This is a genomic window from Murinocardiopsis flavida (assembly GCF_003014485.1).
GTDB lineage: Bacteria > Actinomycetota > Actinomycetes > Streptosporangiales > Streptosporangiaceae > Murinocardiopsis > Murinocardiopsis flavida.
The window spans coordinates 335,458-357,286 of record NZ_PYGA01000002.1; the positions used below are offsets into that span (position 1 = coordinate 335,458).

Here is a 21,829-nt window from a genome sequence, read left to right on the forward strand (position 1 = left end):
GCGTTCCCGGCCCGCGCGGAAATCCGCGCGGGCCGGGAACCGCCGCGGTCCCCGGCCGCGTCCGATCCCCAGTGAGTTCCCCCACCACCACTGAGGAGACGACCACAGTGCACACCTCACACCGGCCGCGCCCCGCGGGCAGGCGCCGCCCCATCGCGTCCTTCGCCGCGGCCGCGGCGCTCGGCCTGGCCCTCACCGGCTGCTCGGGCGGCATGCTGGGCGGCGGATCCGAACCCGAAGCCGATCCCGGAACCGCGGTCAAGGCCGACGAGGTCGTCGGCAAGGGCACCTGGCCCTACTGGTCCGACACCGGCAAGGTCACCTGGGAGATCAACGAGATGCGCCGGCGCGGCAAGCTCCTCCAGGTCACCATGCAGGTCACGCCGGGCACCCCCAAGTCCGACGCCGTCGACAGCCCCTCGCTGTACGACCTGTTCGGCACCTTCGACATCTACCTGGTCGACACCAAGAACATGCGGCGGCACACCATCGTCACGGACGAGAGCGGCGTCGAGCTCGCCCCCAACCGCGTCGACACCGGCGCCCCCTACGACAAGCCCACGACGCTCACCTACACCTTCGCCGCTCCGGAGAAGAACGTGCGGGCAATGGACGTCTACATCGCGGACTTCCCGCCGATCCTCGACGTCCCGGTGACCTCGTGAACGCCCCCCGGAGCGCGTGGCCGACGCGCATCGCCGCGTTCGGGGCGGCGGCCGCGCTGCTCCTCGCCGCGGCGCCGGCCGCCGCGGAACCCGACCAGGAGGGCGACCCCGACAAGGTCGGCCCCGGGCAGATCAGCGGGAGCGTGCACGGCTTCTCCCCACCCTCCACGATCCACGGGATCGAACCGGCCGAGTTCATCGAGGAGCTCACGGAGGAGGACGTCCGGGGCGACACCACCACCGTGACGATCTCGGCCGACGTCCTGTTCGAATTCGACAAGGCCACCCTCGGCAAAGGCGCCGAGAAGACCCTCGCCGGCATCGCCGACCGGCTGGAAGGCACCTCCGGCACCGTCGAGGTCGTCGGGCACTCGGACGGCATCGGCGAGGAGTCCTACAACCAGTCGCTCTCCGAGAAGCGGGCCGGTTCCGTGCAGAAGGCGCTGGAGGACGCGCTGGGCAGCGGCGCGCCCGAGATCACCGCGAGCGGCAAGGGCTCCGGCGACCCGATCGCCGACGAGAAGACCGACAAGGGCGACGACGACCCCGCCGGGCGGGCGAAGAACCGCCGGGTCGAGATCAGTTTCCAGGGCTGAAGCGCGCGCCGCCGCTCCCCCGGTGGTCGGGGCGCGGCGGGCCGGGGATTATCCTCCGTAGCGGACCAGGACGCGCTGCCGCCGGCCGCGCGTCCCGCCGCGCACACGCCCGCACGCCTGAAAGTAGCGCCCATGCCATCACCGCGCCCCACGGAACTCTCGCCTGCCCTGGACGCCGTCTACCGCGACGCACTGCTGCGCAACCCCGGTGAGACCGAGTTCCACCAGGCGGTGCTGGAGGTCCTGGAGACGCTCGGCCCGGTGTTCGCCGAGCGCGCCGAGCTCGCCGACGCGCGGATCCTGGAGCGCGTCCTCGAACCCGAGCGGCAGGTGATGTTCCGGGTCCCGTGGACCGACGACACCGGCGCCGTGCAGGTCAACCGCGGCTTCCGGGTGGAGTTCAACAGCGCGCTCGGCCCGTTCAAGGGCGGCCTGCGCTTCCACCCCTCGGTGAACCTCGGCATCATCAAGTTCCTCGGGTTCGAGCAGGTCTTCAAGAACGCGCTCACCGGGCTCAGCATCGGCGGCGGCAAGGGCGGCAGCGACTTCGACCCCAAGGGCCGCTCCGACGCCGAGGTCATGCGCTTCTGCCAGTCGTTCATGACCGAACTCCACCGGCATCTGGGCGAGCACACCGACGTCCCCGCCGGCGACATCGGCGTGGGCGGGCGCGAGATCGGGTTCCTGTTCGGGCAGTACCGCCGCATCACCAACCGCTGGGAGGCCGGGGTCCTCACCGGCAAGGGGCTGGGGTGGGGCGGCTCGCAGGCGCGCACCGAGGCCACGGGCTACGGCAACGTCCTGTTCACCGCCGAGATGCTGAAGACGCGCGGCGAGGACCTCGACGGCCGCCAGGTCGTGGTGTCGGGGTCGGGCAACGTCGCGATCTACTCGGTCGAGAAGGCGCAGCAGCTCGGCGCGAACGTCGTCGCCGTGTCCGACTCCGCCGGGTACGTGGTCGACGACAAGGGCATCGACCTCGCGCTGCTCCAGCAGGTCAAGGAGGTCGACCGCGGCCGGATCAGCGACTACGCCGACCGGCGCGGCTCCGCGGCGCGCTACATCGAGGGCGGCAGCGTGTGGGACGTGCCCTGCGACGTCGCACTGCCGTCGGCCACCCAGAACGAGCTCGACGGCGACGCCGCCCGCACACTCGTCCGCAACGGCGTGATCGCTGTCTCCGAGGGCGCGAACATGCCCACCACCCACGAGGGCATCGAGGTCCTGCGCGAGGCCGGTGTCGCCTTCGGTCCGGGCAAGGCCGCCAACGCCGGCGGGGTGGCGACCAGCGGACTGGAGATGGCGCAGAACGCCGCACGCGAGTCGTGGACCTTCGCCCGCGCCGAGGACCGGTTGACGGAGATCATGCAGGACATCCACACGGCGTGCTTCGAGACCGCCGAACGCTACGGCGCGCCGGGCGACTACGTGCTCGGCGCCAACATCAGCGGCTTCGAGCGGGTCGCCGACGCGATGCTCGCCCAGGGCGTCATCTAGTCAACGGGGACCTCAGCCGCGTGATCACCGGGGCCGCGCCCAACCGCGGCGCGCGGCTCCCGGTGCACCCGATGGCGGCGCGCCCATTGCCTGACGCGCCCAATGGCCGAGCCGGGGCTCACGGAGGCTCGTGCGGGGTGAAGCCGCCGTAGCGGCTGCGGTGGTACACCAGCGGGCGGGTGGCGGTCGCGACCTCCGCGTGGGCGACCCGGCCCACCACCAGCCAGTGGTCGCCCACGGCGAGGATGTCGTGGCGGCAGCAGAGGACGTGCGCGACCGCGCCGTCGAGCAGCGGCAGCCCGTCGGCACCCCGGTGCCAGCGGGTCGGCGGCGCGAACCGGTCGGTGTTCCTGGCGGCGAACCGCGCGGCGGCCCCGCTCTGGTCATCGGCGAGGACGTTGACGGCGAACGACCGGGCGTCGCGGATGCCCGGCCAGCTCCCCGACGCCGCGTTGATATAGAACGACACCAGCGGCGGGTCCAGGCTGACGCTGGTGAAGCTCGTCGCGGTGATGCCGACCGGGGCGCCGCCGCCGCGGCCCGCTGCGGGGTCGGCGGTGACGACGACCACACCGGCGGCGTGCGCGCCGAGCGCGCGGCGGAACGCGTCGGCGGAGACGTTGTTGCCGCGCGGGAGCGGCCCGTCGGCGGGCGCCGCCGGTCCGGGCGCGGGCGGTGCCGCCGGCCGCGTGTGCTCTCCGGCGTTCTCCGCACGCGGTGCGCGCATCCCTGCATCACCCTTCGCCCTTGCCCCCGGGCCGCCGGTCGGGCCCGCCCCAAGGGTAGAGGCCGCACCCTGTTCCCCGGACTGCCGGGGTGACACGTTCCCGAGCGGCGTCAACACGCTAGGTGCCCGGCCACACAATTCAGCCTTCCGCTCGCCGTCGCCATGTGTGACGATCCGGGTGGCGTGCGGAACCGCAGCGGCGCGGAACCCGCCGCGCGCGCCGAGCTCCACCGAATGGAGGCCCATGTCCGCCGGGCAGTTGTGGATGCTGATCGGCTTGGGCGTGTTCCACGGTGCGAACCCGGGCATGGGGTGGCTCATCGCGGTGTCGCGCGGCCTCCAGGAGGGCGGGCGGCGGGCGGTCGTGGGGGCCCTTCCCGCCATCGCCGCCGGCCACGCGGCGTCCATCGCCGTGGTCGCCGTGGTGATCACCGTCACCGGTTCGGTCGCCCTGTCGACCTGGTTCGCGATCGGCGGCGGCGTCGTGGTCACCGCGGCGGGCCTGGCGCTGCTGCTGAGCCGCAGCCACTTCCACTGGACCGGGGTCCGCATGGGGCTGGGGCACCTGGCGGCCTGGTCGTTCCTCATGTCGTCGGTCCACGGCGCCGGGCTGATGCTGCTCCCCGTCCTGGCGGGGCGGCTCGCCGACGGCCCGGACGTGCCCGCCGGCGCCCACCACGGCGGTGCCGCCGCGCACCCCGCCGCGCCGGCGGCGGAGGCGGCGCCGGCCCATCAGCACACGGGCGCGTTCGACCTGTGGGACGCCACCCTGCTCGGTCTGGGCGCCACCGCCGTGCACACCGCGGCGATGTTCGCCGCGGCCGGGGTGGTGGCGCTCGTCGTCCACGACTTCTTCGGTGTCAACGCCCTGCGGCTGTCGTGGGTGACGATGGACCGGCTGTGGGCGTTCACCCTGGTCGGCGGCGGCGTGTTCGTGCTGTGGGGCACGGTGTGACCGGGTGCCGCGGCGCGGCGCACCCCGGCCGCCAGGGGAAGCGGCCGGGGTGCGCTCGCCGCACGGACCTCAGCCGCCGAAGCCGCCGACGATCGTGCTGAACTCCCACTCCTGCTGGTCGACTCCGCTGCACGAGTCGGTGGGGGCGCCACCGCCGGGGCAGGGGCGGTCGCGGTTGACCGACCAGAACGTGAAGCGGGTCATCTGGTTGGTCTGCGCGAAGTCGCGCATCGCCGTGAAGTCCGCCGGGGTGATGGTCTCGCCCTGGTCGGTCTTGCCGTTCATCGAGCTGATGCCCTGCCTGGTGTAGGCCTCCTCGCTGGAGATCCCGAAGGACGACGCGATGTGGGCGTTCAGGCCCTCTGACGCCTTGCGGGTGTCGGCGGCCATGTCGCCGCCGCCGAAGTTGAAGGGCATGATCGTCCAGTTGTCCACCCCGGCGTCGGTCTCGGCGGCCTTGCTGATGAGCCGCTTGCCGTCGGCGGTCGGCCCGTCGGCCGTGGTGCCGAGGGTCATGAAGACCTTCAGGTCGGGGTTGTTCTGCTTGACGATCTTGACCGCGCTCAGGACCTTGTCCTGAGTGGCGGGGTTCTCGACCTCGGTGGACTCGATGTCGATGTCGATGCCCTTGAGCTCGTAGGCGTCGATCACCTTCTGGTAGGCCCCCGCGAGGGACTCGGCGTCGGCGCACGCCTCGCCCAGCTTGTTGCCGCTCCAGCCGCCGATGGAGGGGATGACGTCGCCACCCGCGGCGCGGATCTCCTCAATGCGCTGGGCGTCGGCTCCGTCGAGCGGGCGGGTGCCGTCCCACGCCGGGGAGCAGCCGCCGTCGGACAGGATGAACGACAGGGTGAACCACTGCACGCCGGTGTCCTGCATGAGCTGCGCGGCGTCGGGCGGGTTCCCCCACCCGTAGTAGAGGTAGGGGGCCATGCCCATGGAGGCGGGGTCGGCGGCGGACTCGTTGGCGACGACGACGTCGGTTGCGGTGTCGACCCGCGCGGTGTCGGCGGGGGCCGGGGTGATCGTGCCCGCGGCCCAGATCGCGGCGGGGGCCACCGCGAGGGCTGCGAGCGCACTGATGATGCGTTTTCTCATAGGTGTCTCCATGTCTCTGGCGGGATGGAGAAGAAAGCGGGCGCCCACCTACTTACCGTCGGCGAAACTGGAAAGGTTGTTTCGCGAAAGCGACTCGACGTTATAGGGGTGTGACGGAGCGGTCAACAGCCCCTCGCGCGCCCCAGTACCGCACCGGCGTCCCGGGAGCCCCTTGGACCTGCGGATCCGGGGGTGTCGGGCGGTGCGGATTCCGGGCGATAAAGTCCGGGTATGCGCGAGCGGGCCGGACGGACGACAGGACGCGCGGCGCCGCCGCGTATGGGTACCGACCGCGGGCGTGTCCGCACCAGGACCACCGTCGTCCTGGTCGTCCTCGCGCTGCTGGCCGGCGGCTGCTACCTGGGCGGCCCCTGGCTCGCGCGCCAGGCCGGGCTCGACTCCACCGCGCTGCCGTGGGGTGCCGAGTGCTCGGTGGCGCCCCGGGACGGCGCCGAGGCGGTCGCGCTGTCGCGCGACGACGCCAAGCGCGCCACGACCGCGGTCGCGCTCGACGCGCGCGGCGCCGACGGCGCGCCCGACACCTCCGAGTTGCCGAAGGCCGCGCTGACACTGCTGGCCGAGGGGCCGCCCGACGCTCCCGGCCCGGTGCTGAGCTGCCGGACCGCCACCGCCGACGGCCTCGACGTGCAGCAGGAGCGGGAGTCAGGGCTCACGCCGCGCGCCGAGAATGTCCGCACCGCCATGGCGGAGGTCTTCGGCCGGCAGAGCCTGGGCGGGTTCGAGCCCGGCGGGGTGGCCGACGGGCACGGCGAGCGCTCCGCCCACTACGAGGGCCGCGCGGTCGACGTGTTCTACCGGCCCGTCAGCGAGGAGAACCGGCGCGACGGCTGGCTGCTGGCGCACTGGCTGGTGGCGCACGCCGACGAACTGGACGTCGAGTACGTCATCTTCGACGACCGCATCTGGGGGGCGCAGTTCTCCCAGGCCGGCTGGCGCGACTACACCTCGGCCGACACCGGGAACGACATCCTCCAGCACCGCGACCACGTCCACGTCGACGTCCTGCGCGGCGGCTGAGCGGCCGGGCGGCCCGGTGCGGGCCGCCCGGCGCGGGTCACACCGTTGCGAGCTCGGGCTCTGCTGTCGCCGCGGCGGGCCGGGCGGCAGCGGTGCGCCGGCGTCCCCGGCACGCGACCGCGAGGACGGCGATCGCGGCGATCGCGAGCAGGCCGCCCGCCGGGCCGAGCGCACCCAGGCCGACCGTGTCGATCACGGCGCCGCCCAGCACACCGCCCAGGCCCATTCCGAGCCAGATCACCGACACGTTGAGGGCGATCACCGAGCTCGCCGCGAGGGGCGCCAGTTCGATCAGCCGCGCCTGCACGGCCGGCAGGATGCCCCAGCCGCCCAGGCCCCACAGCAGGACGGCGGCCATGGTCAGCGGCACCGATCCCGCGGCGAGCGGGAGCAGCAGCAGGCCCAGTGCGAGCGCCGACAGGGCGCCGATCGAGGCGCTGGTGGAGCCGAACCGGTCGGTCGCCCAGCCCGCGACCGCGTTGCCGACCGCCCCGGCCACGCCGTAGGCGATGAGGACGGCGCTGACGGTGCCCGCGGTGAACCCGCCGAAGTCGTCCAGGAGCGGCACCACGAAGGTGTAGGGAGTGAAGTCGCTGAGCGCCGCCAATGCGGAGACCCCGAGGACCAGCACCACCACGGTGTCGCCCAGCACGGTGAAGCTGCGCCGCAGCGCCATGCGCGGCATGCGCGCGGTGCGCGGCAGCGCGGTCAGCGCGACGGCGGCGATGGCCGACAGCACCGTCACCACCAGGTAGGCGCCCTGGTACCCGAGCGGTTCCGCGAGGAGGACGCCCGCGGGGACGCCGAGGACGGTCGCCAGGGTGGACCCGGTGACCACCAGTGCGACGGCGCGGCCCCTGCGGTGGGCCGGCACCAGGTCGGCGGCCATCACCACCGCGATGGGTGTGAACAGGCTCGCCCCGATCGCCGTGACCGCGCGGGCCGCGGCGAGGAGTCCGAACCCCGGGGCGAGGGCGGTGAGCACGTTGCCGACCGTGCACAGCGCGAGGCCGGTCCACAGCAGTTTGCGCCGGTCGAGGTGGCCGAAGACGCCCGACATCAGCGGCGCGCTGAGTGCGTAGGAGAGCGCGTACACGGTGACGAGCTGCCCGGCGGCGGACACCGTCACGCCGGTACTGGAGGCGATATCGGAGAGCATCCCAGCGGCGAGATAGGCACCGGTATTGACGGCGAAATTCCCCAGGGCGAGGGAAAGGATGCGAACGGACACCACGGCTCCAACAACCGTTGAGCGAATACCTTGAATTCGCTGAGTGGGCATGACGAATAGACCCTTTGGCGTCACTGCGCGACGCACCGGGGACGGTGGGTGAAACGGGATCGGGAAGAGCTGGGAAACTGCTGGCGCGATATTTCCGGCGTACGCCCGCCGCCCGCCGCGCCGCGCGCCCGGGACCGCTCCGGTGGCCCCTCGGGGCGGCCTGAAGCATCCCGGCAGACCCTCGCGGGCCTGCGGGTACGTGGTGGTGTGGAGTGGCGTGAGCCGGTTATGCCCGCGGACAGGGGGCGCCGGGTCCCACCCGTGCGACAGGCACGGCGGTGGTACGGCTTCTCGGTCCGCGGTGGAATGTGTGGAGCGGTACTGCGAATAAATAAGAGTTCACGCTGCCCGCCCCTCCGATGGAGAGGCGTGAAAACCTCGTGATGCCCTCCACGCTAACAGTCCGATAAACGTGCGCGGAACACGGGCGACACCCCGTTTCCTGTGGCTCATGCCACAGGTCGCCGGGGCAACTGGAAGGGGGGACTCGGCGACGCCCCCGCGGGGCGCGCGGCGCCCTGCCGCCGCCCCGCGCCGCGCGCCCCGCGTACCGCGAATCGTGCTGGCTCGCACCGGCCCCGCCGCGCTACGTTGCTAGACGTGCCAGCCATTGACCCGGATTTCCTCGCCCTGCCATTGCGCGCGCTCGCCGACGCGGCACTGCACCGCGCCACCGACCTCGGCGTCGAACACGCCGACTTCCGCCTGGAGCGCGTGCGGACCCAGCGCGTCCGCCTCTCCGACGGCGCCGTCGAGGCCGCCACCGACTCCGACACCCTCGGCTTCGCCGTGCGGGTGGTGCACCGGGGCGTGTGGGGGTTCGCCGCCGGTACCGAACTCACCCCCGATGCGGCGGCAGCGGTCGCGGCGCGCGCCGTCGACGTCGCGACGGTCGCCGCGGCCATCACCACCGAACGCATCGAACTGGCGCCCGAGCCCGCGCACCACGACGCCACCTGGGTGTCGTCCTACGAGACCGACCCGTTCTCCGTCCCACTGCACGACAAGACGGCGCTGCTCGGCGACTGGGGCACCCGCCTCCTCGGCGACCCCCGGGTCGACCACGTCGACATCGACCTGTGGCAGGCCAAGGAGCAGAAGTTCTACGCCGACACCGCGGGCACCAGCACCACCCAGCAGCGGGTGCGGCTGACCCCCGAGGTCGAGGCGATCGCCACCCGCGGGGGCCGCTTCGACTCCATGCGCACCATCGCGCCGCCGGCGGGGCGCGGGTGGGAGTACCTGCCCACCGTCGAGGCCGAGCTCGACGCGCTGCCCGAGCTGCTGGCGGAGAAGCTCGCCGCGCCCAGTGTCGACCCCGGCGACTACGACCTCGTGATCGACCCGTCGAACCTGTGGCTGACCATCCACGAGTCCATCGGCCACGCCACCGAACTCGACCGGGCGCTGGGCTACGAGGCCGCCTACGCCGGCACCTCGTTCGCCACCGTCGACCGACTCGGCACGCTCCAGTACGGTTCGCCGATCATGAACGTCACCGGCGACCGCACGGTGGAGCACGGCCTGGCCAGCGTCGGCTACGACGACGAAGGGGTGGCGGCGTCCTCCTTCGACCTGATCAAGGACGGCGTGCTGGTGGGCTACCAGCGCGACCGCCGCATCTCCGCGCTCCAGGGCCATGACCGCTCGAACGGCTGCGCGTTCGCCGACTCCCCCGCGACCATGCCGATCCAGCGCATGGCGAACGTGTCGCTGGCGCCCCAGCCCGACGGCCCCTCGACCGAGGAGCTCATCTCGGGGGTGCGGCGCGGCATCTACATCGTGGGCGACCGGAGCTGGTCGATCGACATGCAGCGCTACAACTTCCAGTTCACCGGGCAGCGGTTCTACCGGATCGAGAACGGGCACATCGCGGGGATGCTGCGCGACGTCGCCTACCAGGCGACGACCACCGATTTCTGGAACTCCATGGCCGCCCTCGGCGGCCCGCAGACCTACGTCCTGGGCGGGTCCTTCATGTGCGGGAAGGGGCAGCCGGGCCAGACCGCTGCCGTCAGCCACGGCTGCCCTAGCGCGCTCTTCGAAGGGGTCCGGGTCCTCAACACGGTGCAGGAGGCGGGAGCATGACGGGTGGCAACCCCGGCCGGAACACGGTCCCGGCCGCAGCGGGGCGCTCGACTCCGCAGGCCGTCGTCGAGCGGGCGCTCGCGCTGTCCCGCGGCGACGGCTGCATGGTGCTGGTGAGCGAGCACAGCACCGCCAATCTGCGCTGGGCCGGGAACTCGCTGACCACCAACGGGGTCGCCGACGGCCGGTCGGTGACCGTCGTCGCGCTCGCGGGCGGCCGTGCCGCCGACGGCGCTGACGGCGTCTCCGTCGGCGTGGTCAGCCGCAGCGGGCTGCGCGACGACGAACTGGAGGACCTGGTGCGCGCCGCCGAGGCGGCGGCCCGCAGCGCGGCCCCGTCGGAGGAGGCGGCCCCGCTGCTCGAACCCGGCGACCCCGCTGCGGCGGGCTCAGCCGCCCCGTGGGACGCGCCCGCCGCCACGACGGCCATCTCGGTGTTCGGGACGTTCGCCCCGGCGCTGGGGCAGATGTTCGAGCGCTACGCGAAGTCCGGGGCGGCCCTGTACGGCTACGCGGAGCACAGTGTCGTCAGCACGTTCTTCGGCAGCTCCACCGGGCTGCGGCTGCGGCACGACCAGCCCACCGGCACCGTCGACCTCAACGCGAAGTCGGCCGCGAACGGCGGCGCAGCGCACTCCACGTGGGTCGGCCAGTCCACCCGCGACTTCACCGATGTCGACGCCGCCGCGCTCGACGCGCGGCTCGCCCGCCGCCTGGAGTGGGGCCGCCGCAGCGTGGAGCTGCCCGCAGGGCGCTACGAGACGCTGCTGCCGCCCTCGGCGGTGGCCGACCTGATGGCCGACCTCTACTGGTCGGCGGGGGCGCGCGACGCGGTCGAGGGCCGCACCGCGTTCGCGGCCGAGGGCGGCACCCGCGTCGGGGAGCGCGTCAGCGCCCTGCCGCTGACCCTGCGCAGCGATCCACGCGAGCCCGGCCTGGAATGCGACCCGTTCGTGCTCGCCGGTGCGCCCGGCCGCCGGGCGTCGGCATTCGACAACGGGTTGGCGCTCCAGCGCACGGAGTGGATCAGCGACGGCGTGCTGGGGGCCCTGCCGCAGAGCCGCCGCTCCGCGCGGCTCACCGGGCTGCCGGTGGCGCCCGACATCGACAACCTCGTGCTGGAGCAGCGGGGCGCGGACGCCACGGTGGCCGACATGATCGCCGGGACGGAGCGCGGGCTGCTGCTCAACTGCCTCTGGTACATGCGCACCGTCGACCCCAAGACGATGCTGCTCACCGGGATCACCCGCGACGGCGTGTACCTGGTCGAGGACGGCGAGGTCACCGCGGCGGTGAACAACTTCCGGTTCAACGAGTCGCCGCTCGGCCTGCTCCAGCGGGCGACCGAAGCGGGCGCGGCGGTGCCGACCCTGGGGCGGGAGTTCGGCGACTACTTCACGCGCACCTCGATGGCGCCGCTGCGCGTCCCCGATTTCAACATGTCGACGGTGAGCAAGGCGTCCTGACCGCGGGGGCGGCGCGGGCCTGCCGCGCGTCGGGCGGCGGCACCCCCGGGGGTGCCGCCGCCCGCTCTCATCGGCTCCGGCGGCCGGCGCCGGTCTTTGCCGTGCCTTTGCCCGGCCGAGGGCCGCGCATGACCTGGGCACCCCCGGCCGACCGCCGCGCTTGCCGGATTCTGCCCGGTTCGGGACCTATGGCCCATGATTGTGCTGGACGCTCCCGAGATTACGTCGTAACAGACTCTTGACGTATAGGGGGGATCGGGAGTGTAGATTGGGCTCCAGCGCTTCGGTCCCCCGTCGAAGCGCGCAACCGGTGTTTCGAGCCCCCGTCGGAACACCGAGTGCGACGTCGGGTGGTTTGCCCCCGTAGCCACCCGACGTCGCTTTTTTCTTTGCCCATGGCTCGGGCTTGACCATTTCTTTGCCGAATCCGGCGGTTGCCGTGGGTAGGGGTACGCACATGGCCGACGACACTCCCCCGAGCGGGGAGCCCCCGCGCTGCTCCCGCAAGGGCTGCACGGCGCCCGCAGAGTGGGTGCTGGTGTGGAACAACCCGAAGGTGCACACGCCCGAGCGGCGCAAGACCTGGGTGGCCTGCGGCGAGCACCGCGAGTTCCTCACCCGGTTCCTCGACGCGCGCGGGTTCATGCGCGAGACGGTCGCGTTTCGCGACTTCGCGGGGTAACCCTCCGCGCTGGTCCGAACGTCTATTGAATTCGCCGTTTCAACGGCTGTTTTTGCTATTGCGCCAACGAACCGTCTGTGGGGGCGGCGCGGGCCGGGGCGGCACCGCGCGCCGCCCGTCCGCCTGCCCGTTCCGGCCGCCGCCCCGGCCGCCCCCACCGTGCGGCCGTGCGCTGCAATGGACGCATGGACGTACGTGAAATGCGCGCCGGGGAGCTCCCGGAGGTCGGCGAGCTGCGGGTGGCGACCTACGTCGGCCAGGGGCATGTGGCGCCCGACTCCGACTACCTCGCCAAGCTGCGCACGCTCGGCGGCGACCCCGGCTCCCTGGTCCTGGTCGCCGAGGACGGCGGCCGGCTCGTGGGGACGATCACCGTGCAGTCCTACCCCCACGGCGGCGAGGTCCTACGCGGCCCCGAGGAGTCCGAGATCCGCGCGCTCGCCGTCGCCCCCGACGCCCAGCGCGGCGGTGTCGGGCGCGGGCTGCTGCGCGCCGGTGTCGCCGCGGCGGCCCTTTCCGGCGCCGGCCGGCTGGTGCTCTGCACGATGCCGAGCATGGTCGGCGCGCAGCGCATGTACGCGATGGCGGGCTTCGGCCGACTCTACGAGCGCGACTGGGAGGTCCGGCCGGGCCTGCGGCTCCTGGTCTACGGCCTGGACCTGCCCGCCGGGTGACGCCGCGCGGCCGTGCGGGCGCGGCGCACCCGCACGGCCGCGCCGGTCGGCGGGGTGGCGGTGTCGGCAGGGGGCCGGTCAGCAGGGCGGCGGTGTCAGCAGGGCTCGGCCAGCAGCAGCGCGAAGTCCGCCGCGCCGTCGCCCCACCAGTGGGTGAGCGCGAATCCGGCGGCGGCCAGTTCGGGGCCGATCCGCTCCCTGCGGAACTTCGCCGAGGTCTCGGTGCGCAGCTCCTCCCCCGCCGCGAATGGGACGGCCATCCCCAGCGCCGCGAGGCCGACCCGCTGGGCGGCGCGGGCGCGCAGCCGCATCTCGATCCACTCGGCATCGGGGTCCCACACTGCGACGTGGTCGAAGGCCGCCGGGACGAAGTCGGCGCCCAGTTCCCGGTTCAGCACCAGCAGGACGTTGCGGTTGAACGCCGCGGTGACTCCCTGGGGGTCGTCATAGGCGGCGACCAGCCGGGCGGGGTCCTTGACCAGGTCCACGCCGAGCAGCAGCGTGTCGCCCGGCCCCATGGCGGCGCGCAGCTCGCCGAGGAACTTCGCCCGCTGCTCCGGGACCAGGTTGCCGATCGTGGAGCCCAGCATCGCCACCAGCCGGCGCCCGCCCGAGGGGAGCAGGTGCAGGTGCCGTTCGAAGTCCGCGGCGACGGGGGCGACCACGATCGCGGGGTGGTCGGCTGCGAGCTCCCGCGCGGCCTGCTCCAGGAAGTCGCCGCTGACGTCCACCGGGACGAACCGGCGCAGCGAGCCCTCGCGCGACAGCGCGTCCAGCAGCAGCCGGGTCTTGCGGCCCGACCCCGCGCCGAGTTCGAGCAGGGTGTCGGCGCGCGCCGCGGCGGCGACCTCGGGGGCGTGCCGTACCAGCAGCGCCGTCTCGGCGCGGGTCGGATAGTAGGCGTCCAGCGCGGTGATCTCCTCGAAGAGGGCGCTGCCCCGCTCGTCGTAGAACCACTTCGGCGGCAGTGCCTTGGGCGCGGAGCGCAGGCCGCCGCGCACGTCCGCGCGCAGGGCCGCGGCGAGGTCGTCGTCGGTGAGGTGTCGTTCGATGGGCTGCATGCTGCCTCTCGTTTCCACGGCTGGGTGCGGGGTCGAACGGGGTCCGGGCGCGCACGGTCTCCGGGCGCGCGGGGGCGCCGCGGAAGTCCCGCGGCGCCCGTCTCAGGCGATCGGCGTGATGGACACCTGGTCGGGCGTCGCGCGGACCAGGGAGCCCTCGGGCACCCACTGCCACCCGTCGCGGTCGTCGCAGGGTTCGGATGCGAGGAGAACGGCGCCGTTGTCGCGGAGTACGGCGAGGCCGTCCCCCGCTGCGGTCGCCGCCAGCGCCGCGCCGTCGGACGCCAGCAGGTTGTAGCGGCCCGGCGACGCCTCCCGCGCCGCGCGCACGACGGATTCCAGGCCCGCGCCGAGGTCGGCGCCCGCGCGCCACTCCCGCACGGCGTGCGCGAAGAGCAGGGCGGAGTCCACCGGTGCGCGCGCGTCCAGGACGCCGGGCGGCGGGGACCCGCCGAACCGTTCGAGGAGCGCGCCGTCATCGGCCGCCGCGCCGTGGTGGCTGAACAGCCTGCCGTCCGCGCGGAACGGCTGGGCGCAGGACTCGTCGGTCGGGTAGCCGACCGTCGCGTCGCGCACGGCGGCGACGACGCAGGTGCCGCGCAGCTCCCCCGCTGTCTCGGCGAAGGAGGCGTCCGCCCAGACGGGCATCGCCCTGCGGTACCGGAGCGGACCGGCCCGCTCCGGCGGGTACCAGCCGACGCCGAAGCCGTCGGCGTTGACCGTCCCGTGCCGCTGCGCGCGCGGCGCGTGGGCCTGGACGACCAGCGAGTGCTCGGGCTCGTACAGCAGCGTGTGAAGGGTGACGGGCGGGCCGGCGTAGGCCAGATGGCGGCACATCAGCGGGCCTCCGCGTCGCGGGCGCAGCGGAACCCGGCGAAGATCTGCCGGCGGACGGGCAGGTCCCAGTTGCGGAAGGTGCCGCGCGCCGCGGTGGCGTGCGTGGCCCAGGATCCGCCGCGCAGGACCTTGTGGCCGGGGCCGAAGAACACCTCGCTGTACTCGCGGTAGGGGAAGGCCGCGAACCCCGGGTAGCCGTGGAAGTCGGTCGAGGTCCACTCCCACACGTCGCCGATGAGCTGGTGGACGCCCAGCGGCGACGCCCCGGCCGGGTGCGCGCCCGCCGCGGCGGGGCCCAGCCGGCGCTGGCCGAGATTGGCGTGGTCCGGCCCGGGCTCGGCGTCGCCCCAGGGGAACCGGCGCGAGCGCCCCGTTGCGGGGTCGTAGCGGGCCGCCTTCTCCCATTCGGCCTCGGTGGGCAGCCGCTTGCCCGCCCACCGCGCGTACGCCTCGGCCTCGTGGCAGCAGACGTGCTGGACGGGCTCGTCCGGCGGCACCGGTTCGACGCGGCCGAACCTGCGACGCTGCCACCCCGCGCCGTCGGCCGTCCAGAACGCGGGCGCGCGCACCCCCGTCCGGTCGAGCCACGCCCGGCCGTCCTCGCTCCACCAGCGGGGGTCGTCGTAGCCGCCAGCCGCCATGAACTCCTGGTACTCGGCGTTGCTGACGGCGCGGACGTCGATGTGGAACGCCGGCAGCGACACGGTGTGCGCGGGCCGCTCGTTGTCGTAGGTCCAGGGGTCGGCGCTCGTCCCCATGGTGAACGGCCCGGCGTCGACCAGGACCTCGCCGCCCGGATGCCGGGCGCCGGGGGGTGCCCCGGCGGCGTCGCCCTCGGGCAGCAGCGGGCCGTCGGCGCGCAGCTGGTGCGTCGCGAGCATCGTCTCGTCGTGCTGGTGCTCGTGCTGGATGACCATGCCGTACACGAAGCCGTCCGCGAGCAGCGCGGGGCCGGGGCCGAACCGGGCGTCGGCGAGCGTGTCGAGGACCCGGGAGCGGACGCGCTCGTTGTAGGCCACCGCTTCCTCGGGGCTGAGCAGCGGCAGTTCGACCCGGGACGCGCGCGGGTTCTCGAACGCGTCGTAGAGGACGTCGATGTCGGGGCGCAGCGCCTGCCCGCCCACTGCGGCGCGCAGCAGCCACTGCTCTTCGTAGTTGCCGATGTGCGCGAGGTCCCACACCAGGGGCGACATCAGCGGCGAGTGCTGGGCGACCAGCGCCGCGTCCGCCAGCGCGTCCACGGTGAGCCCGCGGCTGCGGGTGCGCGCCGAGTCCAGCTCGGCGGCGATCCGCTCGCGCAGCCGGTCGGCGCCGCCGGGGTCCGGGGGGCGCTCGGCGGGGCGGCCGCCATCGGGACGGTGGTCGGCGGGGTCCGCGGGCCGCCCGGCGGGACGGTGGTCGGCGGGGTCGGGGCCGGTGCTCATGCCGCTCCTTTCAGCAGGGCCTCGTCGGCGGGGCACTGCCCGCGTTCCACGAAGCGGTCGCGGTAGGCGTCCACGACGGGGACGAGCGACGCCGACCCCATGCGCGGCAGCGCCTCGGCCGCCGCGGCGAAGCAGACTCGGGCGGCCGCGGCCACGCCCGGGTCTGCCGGCCCGCTGCGGGCCGCCGCCAGCCAGTCGGCGGGCGCGGGCCCCAACGGACCGAACAGCCCGCCGGCCACCCGCTCGGCCACGTCGGCGGCCTCAGGGTCGTCGACCAGGGCGGCAGCGACCGCCACGGGCACCGGCCACCACTCCGCGGGCAGGGCGTCGATCATCCGCAGTTCCAGCCAGCCGCGCGGGCGGACCGGCGGGAACAGTGTGCTCAGGTGGAATTCGAGGTCGTCGGCCGTCGGTTTGCGCGGCGTCCCGACCGCGATCCACTCGGCGAAGCAGTGCCCGGGGTCGATGCCCCAGGACTCGGAAGCGGCCGCACCGGGGGTCGCCATCACCCCGGCGTCGAGCGCGTAGCGGGCCCAGTCGGCGGCGGGATCGGTGCCGCGGACCGGCCGGGTCCTGGACGGGTCGATGGCGGACCACACCGCCCACCGGGTGGACCGCCACCCCGTGGGGCGGCCGCGCCACATCGGCGAGTTGGCGAAGACCGCCACGAACAGCGGGCCGAGGCGGTGCACCGCCCGCCACCGGCGGGCGGCGTCGTCCGGTTCGGCGCCGATGTCGAGGCAGACCTGGAGCGACGCCGTGCTGCACATCATGGTGCGCCCGGCGGTGCCGCGGCGGCCGAAGTAGGCGGCCATGGCGTCGTAGCGCGGTGAGCGGAGCTGGCGCACCGGGGCGCGCTCCGGGTCGAGGCCGCTGCCGTGCAGGCGCACGCCCGCGCCGTCCAGGGCCTTGGCGAGGTGATCGATGTCGGTGCCGAGTGCTTCGGCGGCGGCGGCCGGGCCGCGACAGGGCGGGGAGCTGAGCTCGACCTGCCCACCTGGTTCGAATGTGAGCGAGCTGCCGGCCGGCGGCGGGCCCGCCTCGGCGGCGGCGGTGCTGAGAATGTCGATGGGAACGGGGACGTGCGGGCGGTCGATGTCGGCGGCGAACCACTCGGCTTCGACGCCGACGAGCCCTGGCGGCCCGGTCTTGAAGCAGATGCCCCGGGCGTAGTCGTAGACGTCGGTCTCGGTGAGGTGCTTCATCGGATCCCCCAGCGGGTTCGGCACTGGGACCTCCCATGCCCCCATTCACCCCGATTCGAACACCCCGTTTGGCGGCGCGCCGTGAACGGACAGTGAACGGCGGTATCGGACGCTTTCGGAGCGCATGACCGTTTCCGGCCACTGAGAATTCGCCTCTCACACCCCAGTACCCCATCCGCACCACCGGCATCAGCGCCCCCTCGCGCCCCGCGGCGGCCCGACCGGACGCGATCGGCGGCGCGGGTGCGCTCGCCGACCTCGCCGACCGAGAAGGCCTCTTCCGCGGCTGGTGCGGTCAACGGGGCGCACATCCCGACTTGATCTGGAGTGCGCTCCAGATCCTAGGTTCGCGGCATGACCGACATCCAGCAGACGCCGATCCAGTCAGGGTTCACTGCCGCTTCCACGGCCGCCGGGGTGATGGCCGGTGTCGATCTCGCGGGCAGGACCGCCCTGGTCACCGGCGGTTACTCCGGCCTTGGGTTCGAGACGACCCGCTCACTGGCGCAGGCAGGGGCACGGGTCCTCGTTCCGGCCCGACGTCCACAGGTGGCTCGTGACCGGCTTGCCGACCTCGCCGGGGTCACCGTCATTCCGATGGACCTGGCCGACCTCCCCAGTGTGCACCGAGCCTGCGAGCAGCTACGAGAATCCGAAACGACGCTGGACATCGCGATCGCGGCCGCAGGCGTGATGGCCTCTCCCGAACGTCGCGTCGGGCCCGGTTGGGAAGGCCAGTTCGCGATCAATCACCTCGGCCATTTCGTCCTCATGACCCTGCTCTTCCCGTTGCTGGCGAATGCCGGCGGTGCACGGGTGGTGTCGTACTCCTCGGCCGGGCACCAGCTGTCCGACATCCGCTGGGACGACATGCACTTCGACGACTGCTACGACAAGTGGTCGGCATACGGGCAGTCGAAGACGGCCAACGTACTGTTCGCCGTGCACCTCGATGCCATAGGGCGGGAGGACGGCGTGCGCGCCTTCTCGCTGCACCCCGGGGCGGTCATCACCGAGCTTCAGCGCGATATGACGGCTGCCGAGCAGATCGAGCGCGGCTGGATCGACGAGCAGGGGAACATCGTCGCCCGCGGATTCAAGACGCCGAGCCAAGGGGCGGCGACCGGGCTTTGGGCGGCCACCTCGCCGAGCCTGACCGACCTTGGCGGCCGGTACTGCGAAGACTGCGACATCGCGCCGCTCGCCACCGCCAACGGTTCCATGGAGGACGGCGGCGTTCGTCCCTACGCACTCGACCCCGACAGCGCCGACCGTCTGTGGCGGGCATCGGCCCGACTCACCGGTGTCGGCCTCTCCGGCAAGGCGACGAAGTGACACACGCCAACGCGCGACGCGGCGGCGTGCCGAACCGAGGCGTGCACCCCGCGTGCCGGGACCGGGGGCGGTTCGCCGCCGCCCCGTCCTCCGGGCGGGTTACGCGGGGACCGGTCGCCAAGACAGCGGCCGGTCCGTGCGCCCGCGTCCGCCGTGACGCGGCCGATCTCTTCCGCCGCTCCTGCCGGGGCGGCGGCCGATCCCTCCGCTCTCGGGCGTCAGGACGCGGGCCGGTCGCGGGTTTCGACCGATGTCACGAGTTCCAGCAGGTCACGGTACTCGCGCAGGGTCGTGCGGAGCAGTTCGGTGTCGGCGGGGTGCTCGCCCTCCCACACACCGCGGAGAGCCCGCCGACGCTCGACGAGGCGCGCGGTCAGCGCCTCCAGTTCGCCTGCGATGAGCGCGTCCGCGTCGCGGACCGCGCGCGGCGGGTCGTCGACGAATGCGCTCTGGACATCCCGCCAGCGGGTCTTCGCCGACAGGCCGGTCGAGCCCGCGGACCCGGTGACCGCGCCTGCGGGGGCGGACTCGGCCCTCGGCGCGGGCGGGTCCGCCGCACCCGGTGCGAGCGGGTCCTTCGCGCCCGGTTCCTGGGCGCGTGCCTCATGCGCGGCCGAGAGGGATCCGGGGCGGCCCGCTCCTGCGGTGGCAGCGTCGTCCGAGCGGTGGGAGCGGGAGCCGTGCTCGGCCGCGTCCCGGTCGGCGCCGGTACGCACCCTCCCCGGCTGGGTCACGCGCGTCGATTCGGGATCGGTGTCGGCCCCGGGCTCGCGCCATTCGGCGGGCCGCCCCGACTCGGCCGCCGTCGCCGCGGCCTCCGGCTCGGGGCGGTCGCGGTGCTTGTCGGGGCGGCGGAAGCTCCAGCGGACCTCCCGCCGGGTGGGCGAGTCGCCGGTCCTGGCGGGTTCGGCGGCCTCGGAGCCGCCCGCGCCCGGGGTCTCGTCGCGGTTCACCGTGGTCCGCCTTCCTCTCGGGGGGCGGTGCCGCCCCGGCGCGGGGGCGGCGCCGGGCCGTCGTGCCCACCGGGCCGCGCGGACGGGACTTCCCCGGCGCCCGTCGCCGGGCCGGGTCGGTCGGCCGGGACGCCGTGCCCCGGATCGCCGGTGCCGCGCTCGCCGCCGCGTCCTGGACGGTCGGCCGTGAGGCCGTGGCCCGTGTCGCCGGTGCCGCGCTCGCGGCCGGTGCCGGGGGCGGTTTCGGATGTCGCCGCCGCCGGGCCATGGCCGGAGGCGTCGTGCCCCAGGAGTTCGGAGAAGAGGGTCCGGTAGTAGACCATGGCGTTGCGCAGGTCCTCAGTGCTGCCGCGCCCCGCTGCGTCGTTCACGGCGATGTCGTGCGCGGCGCGGTAGTTGTCGAGGGTGCGGGCGTGGTCCACCGATAGCAGCGCGGCCTGCTCCTCGAACCCTTCCGTCGGGTAACCGCGGTCGGACATGAGCCGGGTGAGCAGGCGGTCCGCGTCGCCCACGGCCTCCGACGGCGCGTCGACGAACCGCTCCTGGATGGCGGTCCACTGGCGCGTGTAGTCGCGCCGGGTCTCCTCGGGGAGATCGCGCAGTTCCAGCTTGCGGTGCAGGTCCTTGCGGTCCGCGAGCTCCTTCTCCGCCGCCTGGCGGTCGCCGCCGTGCGCGCTGACGGCTCGGTCGTATTCGGGCCCGAACTGGGCTTTCAGTCTCTTGCTGCGCTGCTCGGGCTTGCGCATCAGTACGAATCCGGCGATCGCCGCAACGATGACGATGACGACGACCACTCCGATGATCAGGCCGATGTCCATGTCTGGCCTCCCAAGTGCGCGCCGGCCGGACCTTTCGGGGGGCTCCGGCCACGGCGCTTCACGGTGCAGACTGCCCTGGAAAGCCGGGTGGAAACGGGGAACACCGACCGGCGGGCGCATCGACCGCCCCATGAGCGCTACTGGCCGCCGGGCGGGCGGCGGCCGGTGCGCCGCATGGCGGCCCGGCCCGCCGCCCCGCCCGCGCGACCGGGCCGCGGGGGTTCAGCCCTTGACGCACACGACCTGGCGCAGGTGCGCGACGACCTCGACCAGGTCGGTCTGGGCCTCGATCACGCTGTTCAGGTCCTTGTAGGCGCCGGGGATCTCGTCGAGCACCCCGGTGTCCTTGCGGCACTCCACGCCCTCGGTCTGCTCGATGAGGTCGGCCTCGGTGAACGTCTTCTTCGCCTTGTTCCGGCTCATCTTGCGGCCCGCCCCGTGCGACGCGGAGTTGAACGACGCGGTGCTGCCGAGGCCCCGCACGATATAGGTCCCGGTCGCCATGCTGCCGGGGATGATGCCGATGTCGCCGCTGCCGGCGCGGATGGCCCCCTTGCGGGTGACCAGGACGTCGACGTCGTCGTAGCGCTCCTCCGCGACGTAGTTGTGGTGGCAGGAGATCCACTGCTCGAAGCGCACACCGGGGACGGCCTTGCGCATGACATCGCAGGCCAGGCCCATCATCACGTCGCGGTTGCGCCGGGCGTAGTCCTGCGCCCAGAACAGGTCGCGGCGGTAGGCGTGCATCTCGGGGGTGCCGCTGACGAACACGGCGAGGTTGCGGTCGGGCAGGTCCTGGTTGTGGGGCAGCTTCTGGGCCTGCTCGATGTGGTGCTCGGCGAGTTCCTTGCCGATGTTGCGGGACCCCGAATGCAGCACCAGCCACACGCGGTTCTCGCCGTCGAGGCAGACCTCAAGGAAGTGGTTGCCGCCGCCGAGGGTGCCCATCTGGTTCTCGGCCCGCTGGCGCCGGTTGTGCACGGGCCGCGCCAGCCCGCTGAAGCCGTCCCAGAACGCGTCCCACCCTGCGGTCTTCAGGCCGTGCACGTTGCGCGGGTTCACCGGCGTCGTGTGCGCGTGGAACCCCACCGGGACGGCCGCCTCAAGAGCGGAGCGGAGCCGGCCCAGGTCGTCGGGCAGGTCCTCGGCCATGAGGGTGGACTTGACCGCGGTCATGCCGCAGCCGATGTCGACCCCGACCGCCGCGGGCGACACCGCGTCGCGCATGGCGATGACGGACCCGACCGTCGCGCCCTTGCCGTAGTGGACGTCGGGCATCACGGCCAGGCCGTGCACCCACGGCATCATGGTGACGTTGCGGAGCTGGTCCATCGCCGCGGGCTCGACCGACTGGGGGTCGGCCCACATGCGGATCGGGACGCGCACGCCCGGGGCTTCGGTGTACGGCATGGTGGGCCACCTCCCTTT

The 21,829-nt window shown here is 73.6% G+C and carries 20 protein-coding genes; 10 read left to right on the plus strand and 10 right to left on the minus strand.

Going from position 1 to position 21,829, the window contains the following annotated elements:
* Positions 1-107 precede the first annotated feature (107 nt).
* From CLV63_RS04240 to gdhA, 3 genes are all read left to right on the plus strand, one after another.
* Positions 108-665, plus strand: a complete 558-nt coding sequence (locus CLV63_RS04240; RefSeq protein ID WP_106581526.1) for a hypothetical protein — start codon at positions 108-110, stop codon at positions 663-665.
* A complete protein-coding gene (locus CLV63_RS04245) occupies positions 662-1,261 on the plus strand; it encodes an OmpA family protein (protein WP_245928570.1) in 600 nt (199 codons plus the stop codon). Before CLV63_RS04240 ends, CLV63_RS04245 begins: the two co-directional genes overlap by 4 nt.
* Before the next feature lie 132 nt (positions 1,262-1,393).
* A complete protein-coding gene (gene gdhA, locus CLV63_RS04250) occupies positions 1,394-2,758 on the plus strand; it encodes an NADP-specific glutamate dehydrogenase (RefSeq protein WP_106581527.1) in 1,365 nt (454 codons plus the stop codon).
* Between the two features lie 118 nt (positions 2,759-2,876).
* Here the strand turns inward: gdhA and CLV63_RS04255 are convergent, their stop codons facing one another.
* Positions 2,877-3,485, minus strand: coding sequence for a flavin reductase family protein (locus CLV63_RS04255; protein ID WP_106581528.1), 609 nt, complete (start codon positions 3,483-3,485; stop codon positions 2,877-2,879).
* Between the two features lie 244 nt (positions 3,486-3,729).
* Between CLV63_RS04255 and CLV63_RS04260 the strand changes: the two genes are divergently transcribed.
* The gene (locus CLV63_RS04260; protein WP_106581529.1) at positions 3,730-4,440 is read left to right on the plus strand and encodes a cell wall anchor protein; all 711 of its coding nucleotides are present in this window, start codon (positions 3,730-3,732) and stop codon (positions 4,438-4,440) included.
* 69 nt (positions 4,441-4,509) lie between these two features.
* Here the strand turns inward: CLV63_RS04260 and CLV63_RS04265 are convergent, their stop codons facing one another.
* On the minus strand, positions 4,510-5,538 hold the full coding sequence (locus tag CLV63_RS04265; RefSeq protein WP_106581530.1) for a chitinase: 1,029 nt from the start codon (positions 5,536-5,538) through the stop codon (positions 4,510-4,512).
* Positions 5,539-5,817: 279 nt separating this feature from the next.
* Between CLV63_RS04265 and CLV63_RS04270 the strand changes: the two genes are divergently transcribed.
* Complete coding sequence (locus CLV63_RS04270) at positions 5,818-6,576, plus strand: hypothetical protein (protein ID WP_106581531.1); 759 nt, start codon at positions 5,818-5,820, stop codon at positions 6,574-6,576.
* A gap of 37 nt (positions 6,577-6,613) precedes the next feature.
* Here CLV63_RS04270 and CLV63_RS04275 read toward each other — a convergent pair whose 3' ends face one another.
* Positions 6,614-7,807 (minus strand): MFS transporter, encoded by a 1,194-nt coding sequence (locus tag CLV63_RS04275; RefSeq protein WP_170134141.1) that lies wholly within the window; start codon positions 7,805-7,807, stop codon positions 6,614-6,616.
* Between the two features lie 651 nt (positions 7,808-8,458).
* On the opposite strand from CLV63_RS04275, the gene CLV63_RS04285 reads away from it, so the two are divergent.
* The 4 genes from CLV63_RS04285 to CLV63_RS04300 all read left to right on the plus strand — a co-directional run bounded on the left by CLV63_RS04285 (position 8,459) and on the right by CLV63_RS04300 (position 12,768).
* Positions 8,459-9,946: a TldD/PmbA family protein gene (locus CLV63_RS04285; RefSeq protein ID WP_211301145.1), complete on the plus strand. Its 1,488-nt coding sequence runs from the start codon at positions 8,459-8,461 to the stop codon at positions 9,944-9,946.
* Positions 9,943-11,412, plus strand: a complete 1,470-nt coding sequence (locus CLV63_RS04290; protein WP_106581534.1) for a metallopeptidase TldD-related protein — start codon at positions 9,943-9,945, stop codon at positions 11,410-11,412. Before CLV63_RS04285 ends, CLV63_RS04290 begins: the two co-directional genes overlap by 4 nt.
* Before the next feature lie 457 nt (positions 11,413-11,869).
* Positions 11,870-12,094, plus strand: a complete 225-nt coding sequence (locus CLV63_RS04295; protein WP_106581535.1) for a hypothetical protein — start codon at positions 11,870-11,872, stop codon at positions 12,092-12,094.
* 185 nt (positions 12,095-12,279) lie between these two features.
* Positions 12,280-12,768: a GNAT family N-acetyltransferase gene (locus CLV63_RS04300; protein WP_106581536.1), complete on the plus strand. Its 489-nt coding sequence runs from the start codon at positions 12,280-12,282 to the stop codon at positions 12,766-12,768.
* 95 nt (positions 12,769-12,863) lie between these two features.
* On the opposite strand, the gene egtD is transcribed toward CLV63_RS04300, so the two are convergent.
* The 4 genes from egtD to egtA form a co-directional block, all read right to left on the minus strand.
* Positions 12,864-13,829 carry an L-histidine N(alpha)-methyltransferase gene (egtD, locus tag CLV63_RS04305; protein ID WP_106581537.1) on the minus strand — a complete coding sequence of 322 codons (966 nt, stop codon included), beginning with the start codon at positions 13,827-13,829 and terminating at the stop codon, positions 12,864-12,866.
* Between the two features lie 102 nt (positions 13,830-13,931).
* A complete protein-coding gene (gene egtC, locus CLV63_RS04310) occupies positions 13,932-14,666 on the minus strand; it encodes an ergothioneine biosynthesis protein EgtC (RefSeq protein WP_106581538.1) in 735 nt (244 codons plus the stop codon).
* The gene (gene egtB / locus CLV63_RS04315; protein ID WP_106581539.1) at positions 14,666-16,090 is read right to left on the minus strand and encodes an ergothioneine biosynthesis protein EgtB; all 1,425 of its coding nucleotides are present in this window, start codon (positions 16,088-16,090) and stop codon (positions 14,666-14,668) included. Before egtB ends, egtC begins: the two co-directional genes overlap by 1 nt.
* Complete coding sequence (gene egtA / locus CLV63_RS04320) at positions 16,087-17,319, minus strand: ergothioneine biosynthesis glutamate--cysteine ligase EgtA (protein ID WP_394339740.1); 1,233 nt, start codon at positions 17,317-17,319, stop codon at positions 16,087-16,089. The genes egtB and egtA overlap by 4 nt, the downstream gene beginning before the upstream one ends.
* A gap of 330 nt (positions 17,320-17,649) precedes the next feature.
* Here egtA and CLV63_RS04325 point away from each other — a divergent pair, with 330 nt between their 5' ends.
* Positions 17,650-18,630 (plus strand): SDR family NAD(P)-dependent oxidoreductase, encoded by a 981-nt coding sequence (locus CLV63_RS04325; protein WP_106581541.1) that lies wholly within the window; start codon positions 17,650-17,652, stop codon positions 18,628-18,630.
* A gap of 218 nt (positions 18,631-18,848) precedes the next feature.
* On the opposite strand, the gene CLV63_RS04330 is transcribed toward CLV63_RS04325, so the two are convergent.
* The 3 genes from CLV63_RS04330 to CLV63_RS04340 all read right to left on the minus strand — a co-directional run bounded on the left by CLV63_RS04330 (position 18,849) and on the right by CLV63_RS04340 (position 21,811).
* Positions 18,849-19,583 (minus strand): hypothetical protein, encoded by a 735-nt coding sequence (locus tag CLV63_RS04330; protein ID WP_106581542.1) that lies wholly within the window; start codon positions 19,581-19,583, stop codon positions 18,849-18,851.
* Positions 19,580-20,401: a hypothetical protein gene (locus CLV63_RS04335; protein WP_211301146.1), complete on the minus strand. Its 822-nt coding sequence runs from the start codon at positions 20,399-20,401 to the stop codon at positions 19,580-19,582. Before CLV63_RS04335 ends, CLV63_RS04330 begins: the two co-directional genes overlap by 4 nt.
* Positions 20,402-20,623: 222 nt before the next feature.
* Positions 20,624-21,811, minus strand: a complete 1,188-nt coding sequence (locus tag CLV63_RS04340; protein ID WP_106581543.1) for an RtcB family protein — start codon at positions 21,809-21,811, stop codon at positions 20,624-20,626.
* Positions 21,812-21,829 lie beyond the last annotated feature (18 nt).

Bases quoted from the DNA above. Each gene is read 5' to 3' on its own strand.
- gdhA (WP_106581527.1), top strand. From the start codon at position 1,394: ATGCCATCACCGCGCCCCACGGAACTCTCGCCTGCCCTGGACGCCGTC.
- CLV63_RS04255 (WP_106581528.1), bottom strand. From the start codon at position 3,485: ATGCGCGCACCGCGTGCGGAGAACGCCGGAGAGCACACGCGGCCGGCG.
- CLV63_RS04260 (WP_106581529.1), top strand. From the start codon at position 3,730: ATGTCCGCCGGGCAGTTGTGGATGCTGATCGGCTTGGGCGTGTTCCAC.
- CLV63_RS04265 (WP_106581530.1), bottom strand. From the start codon at position 5,538: ATGAGAAAACGCATCATCAGTGCGCTCGCAGCCCTCGCGGTGGCCCCC.
- CLV63_RS04270 (WP_106581531.1), top strand. From the start codon at position 5,818: ATGGGTACCGACCGCGGGCGTGTCCGCACCAGGACCACCGTCGTCCTG.
- CLV63_RS04290 (WP_106581534.1), top strand. From the start codon at position 9,943: ATGACGGGTGGCAACCCCGGCCGGAACACGGTCCCGGCCGCAGCGGGG.
- CLV63_RS04295 (WP_106581535.1), top strand. From the start codon at position 11,870: ATGGCCGACGACACTCCCCCGAGCGGGGAGCCCCCGCGCTGCTCCCGC.
- CLV63_RS04300 (WP_106581536.1), top strand. From the start codon at position 12,280: ATGGACGTACGTGAAATGCGCGCCGGGGAGCTCCCGGAGGTCGGCGAG.
- egtD (WP_106581537.1), bottom strand. From the start codon at position 13,829: ATGCAGCCCATCGAACGACACCTCACCGACGACGACCTCGCCGCGGCC.
- egtC (WP_106581538.1), bottom strand. From the start codon at position 14,666: ATGTGCCGCCATCTGGCCTACGCCGGCCCGCCCGTCACCCTTCACACG.
- egtB (WP_106581539.1), bottom strand. From the start codon at position 16,090: ATGAGCACCGGCCCCGACCCCGCCGACCACCGTCCCGCCGGGCGGCCC.
- CLV63_RS04325 (WP_106581541.1), top strand. From the start codon at position 17,650: ATGACCGACATCCAGCAGACGCCGATCCAGTCAGGGTTCACTGCCGCT.
- CLV63_RS04335 (WP_211301146.1), bottom strand. From the start codon at position 20,401: ATGGACATCGGCCTGATCATCGGAGTGGTCGTCGTCATCGTCATCGTT.
- CLV63_RS04340 (WP_106581543.1), bottom strand. From the start codon at position 21,811: ATGCCGTACACCGAAGCCCCGGGCGTGCGCGTCCCGATCCGCATGTGG.